A 15,733-nucleotide genomic window follows, 5' to 3' on the forward strand; every position below is an offset into this window, starting at 1 on the left:
TATGAAGGTTTGGCCTGTTAAACAGAGTCCTTTACTGCGTCAGCCGGAGCACTTTATTGCGCGCAACGAATTGCAGGCGCTTATCGAGAAAGTGACCGACAATCTGGTCAATATTCAGGATGAAACGGGCGCGTTTCTGCTACGGCTGGACGATGGGCGGGTCATTGATACTAAAGGGTGGGCCGGCTGGGAGTGGACCCACGGCGTCGGTTTATACGGTATCTATCAGTATTATCAGCAGACCGGAGATATCGCGATGCGCGATATTATCGACAGCTGGTTTGCGGACCGCTTCGCTGAAGGCGCGACCAGCAAAAACGTCAACACCATGGCGCCATTCCTGACCCTGGCCTGGCGCTATGAGGAGACCGGCAGGCAGGAGTATTTGCCGTGGCTCGACAGCTGGGCCGAATGGGCAATGCACGAGATGCCGCGCACCCGTCACGGCGGGATGCAGCACATCACCCTGGCGGAGGAGAACCACCAGCAGATGTGGGATGACACGCTGATGATGACCGTGCTGCCGCTGGCGAAAATCGGCAAATTACTCAACCGGCCGCAGTATGTGGAAGAGGCGACATACCAGTTTTTACTCCACGTGCAGAACCTGATGGACCGGGAGAGCGGGCTGTGGTTCCACGGCTGGAGCTATGAGGGCCAGCATAATTTCGCTCGGGCCCGCTGGGCGCGCGGCAACAGCTGGCTGACGATGGCGATCCCGGACTTTCTCGAGCTGGTGGACCTCCCCGAGCACAGCGCGGTGCGGCGCTATCTGCTTCAGGTGCTGAATGCGCAAATTGCGGCGCTGGCAGAGTGCCAGCACGAGAGCGGTCTGTGGCATACGCTGCTGGACGATCCGGATTCGTATCTTGAGGCGTCGGCAACCGCCGGCTTTGCCTACGGTATCCTGAAGGCGGTACGTAAACGCTACGTGAGCCGGGAGTATGAGCGCGTCGCGGAGAAGGCCATGCGCGGGATCGTGCAAAATATCTCCTCGCAGGGGGAGCTGCTGCAAACCTCGTTCGGCACCGGAATGGGCTCGAATCTCGACTTCTATCGCCAGATCCCGCTCACCTCGATGCCCTACGGGCAGGCGATGGCGATCCTGTGCATGACGGAATATCTGCGCCGGTATTTCTGACGGCGAACTTTACCGGCTCTGCGCCGCGCGGCCGGAGGAGGGCGCAAAAAAAGAAACCGGCATAAGCCGGTTTCTTTATCGTTTATCAGAGCGGTATTACATCCGCTCGACGGTTTCAATACCTAAGGTATCCAGACCGGTCTTCAGGGTTTTGGCGGTCAGCTGCGCCAGCTTCAGGCGGCTGTTGCGCGTCTCTTCGCTCTCCGCGGAGAGGATCGGGCAGTGCTCGTAGAAGCCGGAGAACAGGCCGGCCAGATCGTACAGGTAGGCGCACATGACGTGCGGGGTCCCTTCGCGCGCAACGACGGTCAGCGTCTCTTCAAACTGCAGCAGACGTGCGGCCAGCTGCGCTTCGCGATCTTCGGTGATGATGACCGGCGCCGCGGCCAGCGCGCGCTCGTCAATCTCCGCTTTACGGAACACCGACAGCACGCGGGTATAGGCATACTGCATGTAAGGCGCGGTGTTGCCTTCAAACGCCAGCATGTTGTCCCAGTCGAAGATGTAGTCGGTGGTACGGTTCTTGGACAGATCCGCATATTTTACCGCCCCGATACCGACCGCGTTAGCCAGCTTCTCCAGCTCGTCGGCAGGCATATCCGGGTTTTTCTCGGCAACCAGGCGACGCGCGCGTTCCAGCGCTTCGTCCAGCAGGTCGGCAAGCTTCACGGTACCGCCGGCGCGGGTTTTAAACGGCTTACCGTCTTTACCGAGCATCATGCCAAACATATGGTGCTCCAGCGGGACGGAACCCGGCACGTAGCCCGCTTTACGCACGATGGTCCACGCCTGCATCAGGTGCTGGTGCTGGCGGGAATCGATGTAGTAGAGCACGCGATCGGCGTGCAGGGTTTCGTAACGGTATTTTGCGCAGGCGATATCGGTGGTGGTGTAGAGATAGCCGCCATCCTTTTTCTGGATGATAACGCCCATCGGTTCGCCTTCCTTGTTTTTGTACTCATCAAGGAATACTACGGTGGCGCCTTCGCTCTCAACGGCCAGGCCCTGTGCTTTCAGATCGGCAACGATACCCGGCAGCATCGGGTTGTACAGGCTTTCACCCATTACGTCGTCGCGAGTCAGGGTCACGTTCAGGCGGTCATAGGTAATCTGGTTTTGCGACATGGTAATGTCGACCAGCTGGCGCCACATCTGGCGGAAGTACTCGTCGCCGCCCTGCAGTTTAACCACGTAGCTGCGCGCGCGCTCGGCGAAGGCTTCGTCTTCGTCGTAGTGCTTTTTCGCTTCACGGTAAAAGCCTTCGAGGTCCGCCAGCGCCATTTCGCCGGCATTTTCCTGCTGCTGCTTTTCGAGCCAGGCGATCAGCATCCCAAACTGGGTGCCCCAGTCGCCGACGTGGTTAGCGCGAATCACCTTGTGGCCGAGGAACTCGAGGGTACGAACCGCGGCGTCACCAATGATGGTGGAGCGCAGGTGGCCGACGTGCATCTCTTTTGCCACGTTAGGTGCTGAATAGTCGACGACGATAGTCTGCGCCTGCGGCTGGGCAACGCCAAGGCGCTCTGCGGACAGCGCCTGGCTAACGTTGGCGGCTAAAAACGCCGGGTCGAGGAAAATATTGATGAAGCCAGGCCCGGCGATTTCGACCTTGTTGGCAATGCCGTTCAGATCGAGATGAGACAGCACCTGCTCTGCCAGTTGTCGCGGTGCCATACCCAGTTTTTTAGCGACTGCCATCACGCCGTTGGCCTGATAGTCACCGAACTGGATTTTTGCTGACTGGCGGACCTGCGGTTCGCAATCGGCAGGGGCGCCTGCCGCGATCAGGGCGTGGCTGACTTTTTCTGAGAGAAGAGCCTGAATATTCACCGGAATACCTTACTTTTAAGGCGCCGTAACCCCTGCTGGGTGGCGCCGGAATGTGGACAAATTAGGGCAGGAGTATACTGCATTTGCACCCCTGCGTCAGCCCTGCGCGCGCGTTGCCGGGCGGCGTGCTTAACGAATAACCAGCGCGGACAGGATAAAGAAGATTGCAGGTTGGTCGCCGCCGGGAAACGCGATAAATTAGCCCCTTTAGCGAGCGTCGAGGTCAAGAATGGCGAACTGGCAGCAAATTGATGAACTTCAGGATATTACCGCGGATCTGCCGCGCTTCACCGAGGCGTTAGGCCAGCTGGCCGCGCGGCTCGGGCTGGATATTGCGCCCCTGTCTGCGGACCACATCTCTCTGCGCTGTCATCAGAATACAACCGCGGCGCGCTGGCGGCTCGGGCTTGAGCAGTGCGGCACGCTGCTCTCAGAAAACACCATTAACGGTCGGCCTATCTGCCTGTTTAAGCTGGATGAACCTGTGATCGTGGCGCACTGGCGCTTTAGCGTGGTTGAGCTGCCGTGGCCCGGGGAAAAGCGCTACCCGCACGAGGGCTGGGAGCACGTTGAGATTGTGCTCGCCGGCGAGCCGGAAACGCTTAATGCCCGCGCGCTGGCGCTGCTCTCCGACGACGGCCTCAGCCAGCCGGGGATATTCGTCAAAACCAGCTCGCCGAAAGGGCAGCACGAACGCCTGGCAAATCCGACGCTGGCGGTGACGGACGGGAGCGTGACGATCAAGTTTCACCCGTGGTCCATCGAGCAAATTATCGCTAGTGAAAAAACGGATGCGTAACAGTGTGAAGCTACGCGGTTTCTGAACCGAAAAATCGTGACATGCTGTGTTGCCCGCGGCGTGAATGGAGAATGGAATGACGCTACTGGAAGTATGCTGTTACAGCACGGAGTGCGCCGAAGAGGCGCAGCGACGCGGTGCAGATCGCATCGAACTGTGCGCCGCGCCGCAGGAGGGAGGGCTAACGCCGTCGCTGGGCGTGCTCAAAACGGCCCGCAGGACCCTGACTATCCCGGTGCATCCGATTATTCGCCCGCGCGGCGGTGATTTTTGCTATACCGAGGGCGAGTTTGCGGCGATGCTCGACGACGTGGCGACGGTTCGAGAACTGGGTTTTCCGGGCCTCGTGATTGGCGTTCTGGACGCCGACGGCCGGGTTGATACCGCGCGGATGCGTAAAATTATGGCCGCGGCGGGACCGCTGTCGGTTACCTTCCACCGGGCTTTCGATATGTGCGCAAACCCGCATCAGGCCTACGCTGCCCTGGCTGAATTAGGCGTTGCGCGGATCCTAACATCCGGTCAGCAGGCGAGCGCAGAAAAAGGTATTTCATTAATTTTGGAACTTATTGCCCTGGGCGATACTCCAATCATTATGGCCGGAGCAGGGGTGCGAGCAGCAAACCTGTCTCAGTTCCTCGAAGCCGGCGTAAAAGAAGTGCACAGCTCCGCCGGCCAGTGGCTGCCTTCGCCGATGCGCTTTCGTAATTCCAGGCTGTCGATGTCTACGGATGCCGAAGCAGATGAATATTCACGCTATGCCGTTAACGGCGCAGCGGTGGCGGAAATGAAGAGCATTATTTCCGCCTGAGTGCCCGCGTTGTTTGCGCGCAGCCTGCGGGCTGGTCAGCACAACGGCTGCGGGCAGAGAGAGAAAACCGTTTTTTGCTGCACATCATGTCGCCCAATATGATGATTGCCCGTACCAGGCCCCTGCAATTTCAACAGGGGCCTTTTTTTATGCAAAATTTCGCGACCGATCGCCGGGGCGCGATGCCCGGGCGGCGTTAGCGCGCTTTTTTTGCCAGCGACTGCTGGGTTTCAGGCCTGGTGGCGATAATCACCGCGCGCAGCGGTGCGGGATAGCCTTCGAGGGTTTTGCTGCTGTCGTTCGGATCGAGGAAATCCGCCAGCGATTCGGTGGTCATCCATTCGGTGCGGCGCTGCTCTTCGGTACTGGTCACGCAGACGTCAACGATCCGCACGTCGACAAAACCGCATTTTTCCAGCCACATTTTCAGCGCAGCCGCCGAAGGAATAAAGTAGACGTTGCGCATCTGCGCGTAGCGATCGCCCGGTACCAGCACGGTATTTTCGTCACCTTCAACAACCAGCGTCTCCAGCACCAGCTCGCCGCCTTCAACCAGCTGATCTTTGAGCTGCCACAGATGGTCGAGTGGGGAGCGGCGATGGTACAGCACGCCCATTGAAAATACGGTATCAAAGGCGTTCAGCGCCGGCAGCTGCTCAATGCCCAGCGGCAGCAGATGGGCGCGCTGGTCGTTGCCCAGCAGCTTGCGCACCGCTTCAAACTGGCATAAAAACAGCTGCGTAGGGTCGATACCCACCGCCAGATGAGCGCCTGCGCCGATCATCCGCCACATGTGATAGCCGCTGCCGCAGCCGACGTCGAGGATCGTCCGGCCGGTCAAATCGGAAAGATGCGGCAGAACGCGATCCCACTTCCAGTCCGAACGCCATTCGGTGTCGATATCCACGCCATACAGCGACCACGGGCCTTTGCGCCACGGCATCAGGTTGCGCAGCAGGTTTTCAATCCGCAGCCGATGGCCTTCGCTCAGGGGGACTTCGCTTTCTGCGGTCACGCTGTGCAGCAGGTCGAGACGATAGGGCGAAAGCTCGGGGAGAAACTCAACGGCCCGCTCCCATTCACGGTACTTACCGTGCAGGGCCTCGCGCTGCCAGGCGGCAACCTGAGCGGGCAGCGTCTCCAGCCAGTGGGATAGCGGACCTTTGGCGATACGCTGATAAAGATTGCTGAAATCGATCATGCTGTTTCCCCGGACTTCACCGCCACCAGCGAGCCAAAGTTAAAGCACTGGAACCACAGTTCGGCGTGTTCGAATCCGGCCTTGCGCAGCCGTGCTTTATGGGTTTCTACCGAATCGGTGAGCATAACGTTTTCCAGCATGCTGCGCTTCTGGCTGATTTCCAGCTCGCTGTAGCCGTTGGCGCGCTTAAAGTCGTGATGCATGTTAAACAGCAGTTCGCCGACGCTGGCGTCTTCAAAGCTGAATTTTTCCGACAGCACCAGCGCGCCGCCCGGGTTCAGCCCCTGATAGACCTTATCCAGAATCGCCTGGCGTTCGTCGGGCTCAAGGAACTGAATGGTGAAATTGAGCACCACCATTGAGGCGTTTTCGATGGAGACGTGGCGAATATCGCCTTCCACCACCTCAACCGGCGTCGGCGCCTTGTAGGCGTCGATATGGCGACGGCAGCGCTCAACCATCGCCGGGGAGTTATCCACGGCCACAATCCGGCAGCCGGCGTGGGAAATATTACGCCGTATCGAGAGCGTGGCAGCGCCAAGGGAGCAGCCGAGATCGTAGACCTGGGTATCAGGCTGCACAAAACGCTCGGCCAGCATGCCAATCATCGAAATAATGTTGGAGTAGCCAGGAACGGAGCGCTGGATCATATCCGGGAAGACTTCAGCAACCCGTTCATCAAAGGTCCAGTCGCCGAGGCTGGCGATCGGCGCGGAAAAAAGGGTATCGCGGTGAGACATAAGGTTAAACCCGAAAAAACGAAAACGGCGTATTGTGCGCTAATGTAAGGAGAAAACCAACTCCCAGGGCATATACCACAGGTTAGCGAGCACCATCAGCACCAGCGCGCACCAGGTGGCGCTCATGCCGGAACGACGCCAGCTGTAGAGCCGGTGATGGAAACCGTAAGAGTGCATCAGCCGGCCGGCGATGAGCAGGATACCGCCGAGATGCACCATCCAGTTTTGCGCGCCGTTCATCTCGACAAACAGCAGCAGGATAAGCCCGATCGGCAGATATTCAACCGCATTGCCGTGCACGCGGATAGCGACCTGTAGCTCGCTAAAGCCGCCGTCGCCGTATCCGACGTGGTACTGCGTGCGCAGGCGTACGACGTCAAAAGAAAACTTGATTAACAATAACGCACCCAGGACGGCATACAGCGCGCTGACCATACAAAAAACTCCCTTTCACTGTGTCAGATGGCTCCGACTATCATAGCAGGATATCAGAAAAGAGAGGTCTGCTGAGGAATTGACGGTGCCGGGCCGACGTCGGGCAGCACCGCGCGTAAATCGGCCCACAGGGTGTCGACCAGCGCAGGCGCGTGGGCGATATCCGGCGTATGCAGGAACAGGTAGGGCGTGGTCGATTGGCTCCACTTCGGCAGCGTCTGCAGCCAGATGCGAAACAGCTCGTGGTTCTGCGCCATATCGTCGCTGCCGATGAAGCGAACCAGCGGATGATGCGCGGTGACCACCGCGTGGACCGGGAGCCGGGGCTTTTTACGCTGCGCGTCGAGCGCGGCCGGGCTGCGGGCGGTAACGCTGTGCACCGGACGGCTATCGAGGATCACCCGGTTAACGGCGCGCTGGTGCAGCCCACGGTTGAGCTGCTGCTCGTCGTCACCCTTGGCAAAAAAGGCCGGATGCCGTACCTCTACGCCGTAGGTGAAGCCGTCGGGCAGCGCGTCGAGAAACTGCCACAGGGCGGGGAGGTCGCGCGGACCGAAGGTCGCAGGCAGCTGCAGCCAGTACTGGCCGATACGCGTTTCCAGCGGCGCGAGCCGGGTAAAAAACTCACGGCTTAAATCGCCGCAGTTGCGCAGCGCCGCCTGATGAGAAATGGTGGCCGGAAACTTAAAGCAGAAGCGGAAGTCGTCGTGGGTTTGCTCGAACCAGCGGGCCACTATCTCGGCTTTAGGCAACGCGTAGAGGGTCGTATTCCCCTCTACGCAGTTAAAGTGCTGAGCGTACTGTTCCAGACTGGTTATGCCAAGGCGCGCCCATTTCGGATGCGACCATTGCGGGAGCCCGATATAGATCATAGCGCGGCGAGAATGTCCTCAGTGCTGCGCACGCGGGCAATGCGCGGGAAGATATTCGTCATGCTGCCCTGGTGCTGCTCGGCGGAGGCCGCGCTGCAGGCGTCCTCGGCGATCAGCAGATTGAAGCCCAGCTCCCAGGCGTTGCGCGCGGTAGATTCAACGCCAATATTGGTTGAGATACCGCACAGAATAATGGTGTCGATACCGCGGCGGCGCAGCTGCAGTTCGAGGTCGGTGCCGTAAAAGGCGCCCCACTGGCGCTTGGTGACTTCGATATCGCTATCCTGTTTGCCCAGCGCAAGCGGCCAGGTCCACCAGTTATCCGGCAGCGCATGCGCCCCTGTCTGCGCATCAACCGGCTGTTTTAGCGCTTCGCCAAAGTCGGCAGACCAGCCGACGCGGACCATGATGACCGGCGAGCCCTGCTGACGGCATTTCTCCGCCAGACGAGCGGCGCGAGCGACCACTTCATCGGCGCGGTGTGGGCCGCCGGCGAACGGCAAAATGCCTTCCTGCAGGTCGATGACCACAAGCGCCGTTTTTTTCGCATTGAGTTCTGGCATAGTATCCCCGTATCTTCTGTAGTTTGGCCGTTACAATACCGTTGCCATTCACGCTCCAGGGTAACAAATTTTGTTAATTTTTGTGAGCGTAGCCAATAAGCGCGCAGCAAAGCAACGTACAAACTGCGTCGGGCTTATCGTGCGGCAGAATTTCCAGTATAATAGCCGCCTTTTTTCATTCAGTTGTGACATTCAGCTAAAGCCGCAACTTCGTGGCCTGCAGAGCAGGCAACAATCCGCCAGTGGCTAAGTTAAGGGATATCTCATGCGTACAGAATATTGCGGGCAGCTGCGTCTGTCCCACGTGGGGCAGCAGGTGACTCTGTGTGGTTGGGTCAACCGTCGTCGTGATCTTGGTAGCCTTATCTTCATTGATATGCGTGACCGCGAAGGCATCGTACAGGTGTTTTTCGATCCGGAACGTGCGGATGCATTAAAGCTGGCCTCCGAACTGCGTAATGAGTTCTGTATCCAGGTGACGGGCACCGTGCGTGCGCGTGACGAAAAAAACGTCAACAGCGATATGGCCACCGGCGCCATCGAAGTGCTGGCTTCCGATCTGACCATCATCAACCGCTCAGAAGCGCTGCCGCTGGATTCTAACCACGTCAACACCGAAGAAGCGCGACTGAAATACCGCTATCTGGATCTGCGTCGTCCGGAAATGGCCCAGCGTCTGAAAACGCGGGCAAAAATCACCAGCCTGGTCCGTCGTTTTATGGACGAGCACGGTTTCCTCGATATCGAAACCCCGATGCTGACCAAGGCCACGCCGGAAGGCGCGCGCGACTATCTGGTTCCGAGCCGCGTTCATAAAGGCAAGTTCTACGCGCTGCCGCAGTCTCCTCAGCTCTTCAAACAGCTGCTGATGATGTCCGGCTTCGACCGCTACTATCAGATCGTGAAATGCTTCCGTGATGAAGACCTGCGCGCCGACCGCCAGCCGGAATTCACCCAGATCGACGTGGAAACCTCCTTCATGACCGCACCGCAGGTGCGCGAAGTGATGGAAGCGCTGGTTCACGAGCTTTGGCTGAACGTGAAGGGCGTGGATCTGGGCGAGTTCCCGATCATGACCTTTGCCGAGGCCGAGCGTCGCTACGGTTCCGATAAGCCGGACCTGCGCAACCCGCTGGAGCTGGTGGATATTGCTGACCTGGTGAAAGCGGTTGAATTTGCCGTCTTCTCCGGCCCGGCAAATGATGCCAAAGGTCGCGTTGCCGCACTGCGCGTGCCGGGCGGCGCGGCGCTGACCCGTAAGCAAATCGATGAGTACGGCAAGTTCGTGCAGATATACGGCGCCAAAGGCCTGGCGTATATGAAGGTCAACGAGCGCGCAAAAGGCCTCGAAGGCATCAACAGCCCGGTTGCTAAATTCCTCAACGCGGAAATCGTCGAAGCTATTCTTGAGCGCACCGCAGCCCAGGACGGCGATATGATTTTCTTCGGCGCTGATAATAAGAAAGTGGTTGCCGATGCCCTGGGCGCGCTGCGCCTGAAGCTGGGTAAAGACTTAAGCATCACCGACGAAACCAAGTGGGCGCCGCTGTGGGTTATCGACTTCCCGATGTTTGAAGACGATGGCGAAGGCGGCCTGACCGCGATGCACCACCCGTTCACCTCTCCGCGCGATATGACCGCGGACGAGCTGAAAGCCGCGCCGGAAACGGCGATTGCCAACGCCTACGATATGGTCATTAACGGTTACGAAGTCGGCGGCGGCTCGGTGCGTATTCACAGCGGTGAAATGCAGCAGACCGTGTTCGGCATCCTCGGGATCAACGAGCAGGAGCAGCGTGAGAAGTTTGGCTTCCTGCTGGATGCGTTGAAATACGGTACGCCGCCGCACGCGGGCCTCGCATTCGGCCTTGACCGTCTGACGATGCTGCTGACCGGCACCGATAACATCCGCGACGTTATCGCTTTCCCGAAAACAACCGCCGCCGCCTGTCTGATGACCGAAGCACCGAGCTTCGCCAATCCGACCTCGCTGGGTGAATTAGGTATTCAGGTTGTGGCGAAAGAGACAAAAGAGTCTGCGGAGAATAAGTAAGATGTCATTCAAGCTCCCCGTTTCTGTACTGGTGGTGATTTATGCCGAAGATACAAAGCGGGTGCTGATGCTGCAGCGGCGCGATGATTCCGCTTTCTGGCAGTCGGTAACCGGCAGCCTGGAAGAGGGGGAAACCGCGCTGCAAGCCGCCGCGCGCGAAGTAAAGGAAGAGGTCGCAATAGATGTTGCCGATGAGCATCTGGCCTTAATTGACTGTCAGCGTACGGTGGAGTTCGAGATCTTTTCTCATTTACGTCATCGCTATGCGCCGGGCGTTGAGCGCAATACGGAATTTTGGTTCCGCCTTGCGCTCCCTCATGAACGCCAGATTGTGTTTACCGAACATCTGGATTACCGCTGGGTTGCCGCGACGGAAGCCGCCGCGTTGACCAAGTCGTGGAGTAACCGGCAGGCGATTGAAGAATTTGTAATTAACGCCAACTAATATTCCCCGCCTCCTGCTGGTCAGAAGGCTTCGGGAAAACGGCATTTTTGGAGAGTTTTTTATGGCAGGTCATAGTAAGTGGGCCAACACCAAGCACCGCAAAGCGGCACAGGATGCCAAACGCGGTAAGATCTTCACTAAAATTATTCGCGAGCTGGTCACCGCCGCGCGTTTAGGCGGCGGCGATGCGGCTTCTAACCCGCGTCTGCGCGCAGCGATTGATAAAGCGCTGTCCAACAACATGACCCGCGATACCCTGAACCGCGCTATCGCCCGTGGCGTAGGCGGCGATGATGACGCGAACATGGAAACCATCATTTATGAAGGTTACGGCCCAGGCGGCACGGCGGTGATGGTTGAGTGCCTGAGCGACAACCGTAACCGTACCGTTGCCGAAGTGCGTCACGCCTTCACCAAAACCGGCGGTAACCTCGGCACCGACGGCTCGGTGGCCTATCTGTTCAGCAAAAAAGGGGTGATCTCCTTCGAAGCTGGCGACGAAGACGTGATTATGGAAGCGGCTCTGGAAGCGGGTGCGGAAGACGTTGTGACCTATGACGACGGCGCGATTGACGTCTACACCGCGTGGGAAGAGATGGGCGCCGTACGCGACGCGCTGGAAGCGGCTGGCCTGAAAGCTGACGCGGCCGAAGTCTCCATGATCCCGTCGACGAAAGCCGATATGGATGCGGAGACCGCGCCGAAGCTGCTGCGTCTGATCGATATGCTGGAAGATTGCGACGACGTGCAGGAAGTTTATCATAACGGCGAGATCTCTGATGAGGTCGCCGCAACGCTGTGATTCCCGTAATCTTTCAGCCCACAGCGGCGTTGGCTCTCCTCGCTTACCCCGGTTACGTAGTGAATCTACGCTCCCGGGGATGCGCTGAGTGGCCGCCTGGCTGTGAACTGAAATATTTAGGGTCTCAGGGCTTAGTGATTACCGGAGATGCGTGATGGCTATTATTCTCGGTATTGACCCGGGTTCGCGCATTACCGGCTATGGCGTTATCCGCCAGGTCGGGCGGCAGTTAAGCTATCTTGGCAGCGGATGCATTCGCACTAAGGTGGATGATCTGCCGTCGCGGCTGAAGCTGATCTACGCGGGCGTGACGGAAATTATCACCCAGTTTCAGCCGGACTATTTCGCGATTGAACAGGTGTTTATGGCGAAAAACGCCGACTCGGCGCTGAAGCTGGGGCAGGCGCGCGGGGTGGCTATCGTCGCGGCGACCAATCAGGATCTTCCGGTCTTTGAGTACGCCGCGAGGCAGGTCAAGCAAACCGTGGTCGGCATCGGCAGCGCGGAAAAAAGCCAGGTGCAGCATATGGTGCGCACCCTGCTGAAGCTGGCGGCTAACCCGCAGGCGGATGCGGCGGATGCGTTGGCCATTGCGATTACCCACTGCCACGTGAGTCAGAACGCGACGCAGATAGGCGATAGTCGGCTAAACCTGGCGCGCGGACGCTTGCGATAACGTCAAATCAGGCTGGATATTTATCCAGCCTTTTTTTATGATACCGGCAGATACTTTAGCCCTTAACGCAGGAGCAGCATGTGATAGGCAGACTCAGAGGCATCGTTCTCGAAAAACAACCCCCGCTGGTATTACTGGAAACGGGAGGCGTTGGCTATGAAGTGCATATGCCTATGACCTGCTTTTACGAACTGCCGGAAGTGGGCAAAGAGGCGGTCGTATTTACCCATTTTGTGGTTCGCGAAGACGCGCAGCTGCTGTTTGGTTTTAATAACAAACAGGAGCGTACGCTGTTCCGCGAGCTGGTTAAGACCAACGGCGTAGGGCCGAAGCTGGCGCTGGCGATCCTTTCCGGCATGTCGGCGCAGCAGTTCGTTAACGCCGTCGAGCGCGAAGAGGCCGCGGCGCTGGTTAAGCTTCCGGGGATTGGTAAGAAAACCGCCGATCGCCTGATCGTCGAAATGAAGGACCGCTTCAAGGGATTACACGGCGATCTGTTTACCCCGGCCGACGACCTGGTGCTGACATCGCCCTCCGGCCCGTCCAGCGATGATGCCGAGCAGGAAGCGGTTGCCGCCCTGGTGGCGCTGGGCTATAAACCTCAGGAGGCCAGCCGAATGGTGAGTAAAATCGCCCGTCCGGATGCCAACAGTGAAACGCTAATCCGCGAAGCGCTGCGCGCCGCGTTGTGAGGTAAGGGATGATTGAAGCAGACAGGCTGGTATCGGCAGACAGCACCGGGTTTGAAGAGACGGTCGATCGCGCAATCCGCCCTAAACTACTGGCAGAGTACGTGGGCCAGCCGCAGGTGCGCTCGCAAATGGAGATCTTTATCCAGGCGGCCAAGCTGCGCGGAGACGCGCTCGACCATCTGCTGATCTTTGGCCCGCCGGGGCTGGGAAAAACGACGCTGGCCAACATCGTCGCCAATGAGATGGGCGTCAACCTGCGCACCACCTCCGGGCCGGTGCTGGAAAAAGCCGGTGACCTGGCGGCGATGCTGACCAACCTTGAACCCCACGACGTGCTGTTTATCGATGAAATTCACCGCCTGTCGCCGGTGGTGGAAGAGGTGCTCTATCCGGCGATGGAGGACTACCAGCTGGATATCATGATTGGGGAAGGGCCCGCGGCGCGTTCGATAAAAATCGATCTGCCGCCGTTCACCCTGATTGGCGCGACCACGCGGGCCGGTTCGTTAACCTCGCCGCTGCGCGACCGCTTCGGCATCGTCCAGCGGCTGGAGTTTTATCAGATTGCCGATCTGCAGCACATTGTGAGCCGCAGCGCCCGCTTTATGGGGCTGGAGATGAGCGAAGAGGGCGCGCTGGAAGTGGCGCGTCGCGCGCGTGGTACCCCGCGTATTGCCAACCGCCTGCTGCGGCGGGTGCGCGACTTCGCGGAAGTGCGCCATGACGGCAGCATCTCTCTCGACATCGCCGCCCAGGCGCTGGATATGCTTAACGTTGACGCCGAAGGATTTGATTATATGGACCGCAAGCTGCTGCTGGCGGTGATCGATAAATTCTTTGGTGGCCCGGTCGGCCTGGATAACCTGGCGGCGGCCATTGGCGAAGAGCGTGAAACCATTGAAGACGTGCTGGAGCCGTATCTTATCCAGCAGGGCTTCCTGCAGCGAACGCCGCGGGGGCGCATGGCGACGGTCCGCGCCTGGAACCACTTCGGCATCAAGCCGCCGGAAATGCCCTAACCAGGCGCTGAGCCGGTAGCCCTGCTCAGCGCAGCGCTACCGGAAGAAGAGTCAGAGTGCTCAGGCGGCCGCTTTCTTCATCATGCTGAAGATAAACAGCACCGCAGCGCACAGCACCACCGACGGGCCGGCCGGCGTGTCGTAGAACGCCGAGAAGGTCAGTCCACCGGTTACCGCGATCGCCCCGATGCCAACCGCGATAGCCGCCATCTGCTCCGGCGTACGCGCAAAGCGGCGCGCCGTGGCGGCGGGGATGATCAGCAGCGAGGTAATGATCAGCGCCCCGACAAACTTCATCGCCACGCCGATAGTCAGGGCGGTGACCAGCATCAGCAGCAGCTTCACCCGCTGCAGCTTCACGCCGTCAACAAACGCCAGGTCGGGACTGATCGTCATCGACAGCAGGTTGCGCCACTGCCAGAGCAAAATGGCCAGCACAATTGCCACACCAATGGCGATTGAGATCAGGTCCTCCGGCGTTACCGCCAGCAGATCGCCAAACAGGTAGGCCATCAGGTCGACGCGGACGTTCGACATCAGGCTGACCACCACCAGGCCCAGCGACAGCGCGCTGTGGGCCATAATCCCCAGCAGCGTATCAATGGCGAGGTGAGGGCGCTTCTCCAGCCATACCAGCCCTGCCGCCAGCAGCAGCGTGATGGCGATAACGGCGTAGAAGGGGTTGACGTTGAGCAGCAGGCCAAAAGCGACGCCGAGCAGCGAGGCGTGGGCGAGGGTATCGCCAAAATAGGACATCCGGCGCCAGACAACAAACGAGCCCAGCGGGCCGGCGGCGCAGGCGAGCATCACCCCGGCCAGCCAGCCGGGTAACAGTAGTTCAATCATCAGCGGTCATTTCCCCGACGCAGTACAATCCGCCCCTGCAGGTCGTGGCGGTGATTATGATGGTGACGATAAATACCCAGCTGTTCCGCGCCGCGCTGGCCGAACATCGAGATAAACTGCGGGTGCATCGAGACCACTTCCGGCGTGCCGGAGCAGCAGATATGCTGATTCAGGCACAACACTTCATCGGTTTTCGCCATCACCAGGTGCAGGTCGTGGGAGACCATCAGCACCGAGCAGTTAAGCTCCTGGCGCAGCTGGTTGATCAGGTCATACAGCGCCACCTGGCCGTTGACGTCGACGCCCTGCGTCGGCTCATCAAGCACCAGCAGCTGCGGCTGATTTAACAGCGCCCGCGCGAGCAGCACGCGCTGCGTTTCGCCTCCGGAGAGTTTCTGCATCGGGGCATCGATAAGATGTCCGGCCTGGACACGCTTCAGCGCCGGCAGAATATCCTGCTTACGCGTCTGCGGACGCAGGCGTAAAAAGCGGCTGACGGTGAGCGGCATCGTGGCATCGAGGTGTAATTTTTGTGGAACATAGCCAATGCGCAGCTTTCCCTCTCGTTTGATAACACCGTCAGTTGGTGCTACCAGTCCGAGAACGACCCGTACAAGCGTGGATTTACCGGCGCCGTTCGGGCCGAGTAAGGTCAAAATTTTGCCTGGCTTAAGCGTGAGCGAAATGTCAGACAGCACGCGTCGCTGGCCGAAGGCCACCGAGACGTTTTGCAAAGTTACAAGATTTGTCATGTCAAATTAAGGGTTGCACAAGCTAGTGAATGTTATAATATCACATCTTTCTCATT

The 15,733-nt window shown here is 58.9% G+C and carries 17 protein-coding genes; 9 read left to right on the forward strand and 8 right to left on the reverse strand.

Annotated elements, in window-relative coordinates; all coding sequences use genetic code 11:
- Position 1 precedes the first annotated feature (1 nt).
- Positions 2-1,141: a beta-galactosidase BglB gene (gene bglB / locus RTE01_RS09430; RefSeq protein ID WP_141334938.1), complete on the forward strand. Its 1,140-nt coding sequence runs from the start codon at positions 2-4 to the stop codon at positions 1,139-1,141.
- A 96-nt stretch (positions 1,142-1,237) separates the two neighbouring features.
- Here bglB and argS read toward each other — a convergent pair whose 3' ends face one another.
- A complete protein-coding gene (gene argS, locus RTE01_RS09435; RefSeq protein WP_041146251.1) occupies positions 1,238-2,971 on the reverse strand; it encodes an arginine--tRNA ligase in 1,734 nt (577 codons plus the stop codon).
- A gap of 229 nt (positions 2,972-3,200) precedes the next feature.
- Here argS and RTE01_RS09440 point away from each other — a divergent pair, with 229 nt between their 5' ends.
- Together RTE01_RS09440 and cutC are read left to right on the forward strand one after the other, a co-directional pair.
- A complete protein-coding gene (locus tag RTE01_RS09440; protein ID WP_041146250.1) occupies positions 3,201-3,770 on the forward strand; it encodes a VOC family protein in 570 nt (189 codons plus the stop codon).
- A 76-nt stretch (positions 3,771-3,846) separates the two neighbouring features.
- The gene (gene cutC / locus RTE01_RS09445) at positions 3,847-4,581 is read left to right on the forward strand and encodes a copper homeostasis protein CutC (protein ID WP_134526727.1); all 735 of its coding nucleotides are present in this window, start codon (positions 3,847-3,849) and stop codon (positions 4,579-4,581) included.
- Between the two features lie 196 nt (positions 4,582-4,777).
- Here the strand turns inward: cutC and cmoB are convergent, their stop codons facing one another.
- From cmoB to RTE01_RS09470, 5 genes are read right to left on the reverse strand one after another with little or no spacing between them, the layout of a single operon-like run.
- The gene (gene cmoB / locus RTE01_RS09450) at positions 4,778-5,782 is read right to left on the reverse strand and encodes a tRNA 5-methoxyuridine(34)/uridine 5-oxyacetic acid(34) synthase CmoB (RefSeq protein WP_134526724.1); all 1,005 of its coding nucleotides are present in this window, start codon (positions 5,780-5,782) and stop codon (positions 4,778-4,780) included.
- Positions 5,779-6,522: a carboxy-S-adenosyl-L-methionine synthase CmoA gene (gene cmoA, locus RTE01_RS09455; RefSeq protein WP_115192378.1), complete on the reverse strand. Its 744-nt coding sequence runs from the start codon at positions 6,520-6,522 to the stop codon at positions 5,779-5,781. Before cmoA ends, cmoB begins: the two co-directional genes overlap by 4 nt.
- 39 nt (positions 6,523-6,561) lie before the next feature.
- Positions 6,562-6,957 (reverse strand): MAPEG family protein, encoded by a 396-nt coding sequence (locus RTE01_RS09460; RefSeq protein WP_041146246.1) that lies wholly within the window; start codon positions 6,955-6,957, stop codon positions 6,562-6,564.
- Between the two features lie 53 nt (positions 6,958-7,010).
- Complete coding sequence (locus RTE01_RS09465; protein WP_115192379.1) at positions 7,011-7,829, reverse strand: DUF72 domain-containing protein; 819 nt, start codon at positions 7,827-7,829, stop codon at positions 7,011-7,013.
- A complete protein-coding gene (locus tag RTE01_RS09470) occupies positions 7,826-8,392 on the reverse strand; it encodes a hydrolase (protein ID WP_041146244.1) in 567 nt (188 codons plus the stop codon). The genes RTE01_RS09465 and RTE01_RS09470 overlap by 4 nt, the downstream gene beginning before the upstream one ends.
- A gap of 265 nt (positions 8,393-8,657) precedes the next feature.
- Here RTE01_RS09470 and aspS point away from each other — a divergent pair, with 265 nt between their 5' ends.
- The 6 genes from aspS (at position 8,658) to ruvB (ending at position 14,079) form a co-directional block, all read left to right on the forward strand.
- Positions 8,658-10,445 (forward strand): aspartate--tRNA ligase, encoded by a 1,788-nt coding sequence (gene aspS / locus RTE01_RS09475; protein ID WP_076947323.1) that lies wholly within the window; start codon positions 8,658-8,660, stop codon positions 10,443-10,445.
- Between the two features lies 1 nt (position 10,446).
- Positions 10,447-10,890 (forward strand): dihydroneopterin triphosphate diphosphatase, encoded by a 444-nt coding sequence (gene nudB, locus RTE01_RS09480; RefSeq protein WP_041146242.1) that lies wholly within the window; start codon positions 10,447-10,449, stop codon positions 10,888-10,890.
- 61 nt (positions 10,891-10,951) lie between these two features.
- The gene (locus tag RTE01_RS09485; protein ID WP_041146241.1) at positions 10,952-11,692 is read left to right on the forward strand and encodes a YebC/PmpR family DNA-binding transcriptional regulator; all 741 of its coding nucleotides are present in this window, start codon (positions 10,952-10,954) and stop codon (positions 11,690-11,692) included.
- A gap of 154 nt (positions 11,693-11,846) precedes the next feature.
- The gene (gene ruvC / locus RTE01_RS09490) at positions 11,847-12,368 is read left to right on the forward strand and encodes a crossover junction endodeoxyribonuclease RuvC (RefSeq protein WP_041146240.1); all 522 of its coding nucleotides are present in this window, start codon (positions 11,847-11,849) and stop codon (positions 12,366-12,368) included.
- Positions 12,369-12,448: 80 nt separating this feature from the next.
- Positions 12,449-13,060 (forward strand): Holliday junction branch migration protein RuvA, encoded by a 612-nt coding sequence (ruvA, locus tag RTE01_RS09495; protein WP_041146239.1) that lies wholly within the window; start codon positions 12,449-12,451, stop codon positions 13,058-13,060.
- An 8-nt stretch (positions 13,061-13,068) separates the two neighbouring features.
- Positions 13,069-14,079: a Holliday junction branch migration DNA helicase RuvB gene (gene ruvB, locus RTE01_RS09500; protein WP_041146238.1), complete on the forward strand. Its 1,011-nt coding sequence runs from the start codon at positions 13,069-13,071 to the stop codon at positions 14,077-14,079.
- Positions 14,080-14,139: 60 nt separating this feature from the next.
- Here the strand turns inward: ruvB and znuB are convergent, their stop codons facing one another.
- Entirely contained in the window at positions 14,140-14,925 is a 786-nt protein-coding gene (znuB, locus tag RTE01_RS09505; RefSeq protein WP_041146237.1) for a zinc ABC transporter permease subunit ZnuB, read from the reverse strand.
- Positions 14,925-15,677, reverse strand: coding sequence for a zinc ABC transporter ATP-binding protein ZnuC (gene znuC / locus RTE01_RS09510; protein ID WP_041146236.1), 753 nt, complete (start codon positions 15,675-15,677; stop codon positions 14,925-14,927). Before znuC ends, znuB begins: the two co-directional genes overlap by 1 nt.
- Positions 15,678-15,733 lie beyond the last annotated feature (56 nt).

This window comes from Klebsiella terrigena (assembly GCF_006539725.1).
Classification (GTDB): Bacteria; Pseudomonadota; Gammaproteobacteria; order Enterobacterales; family Enterobacteriaceae; genus Klebsiella; species Klebsiella terrigena.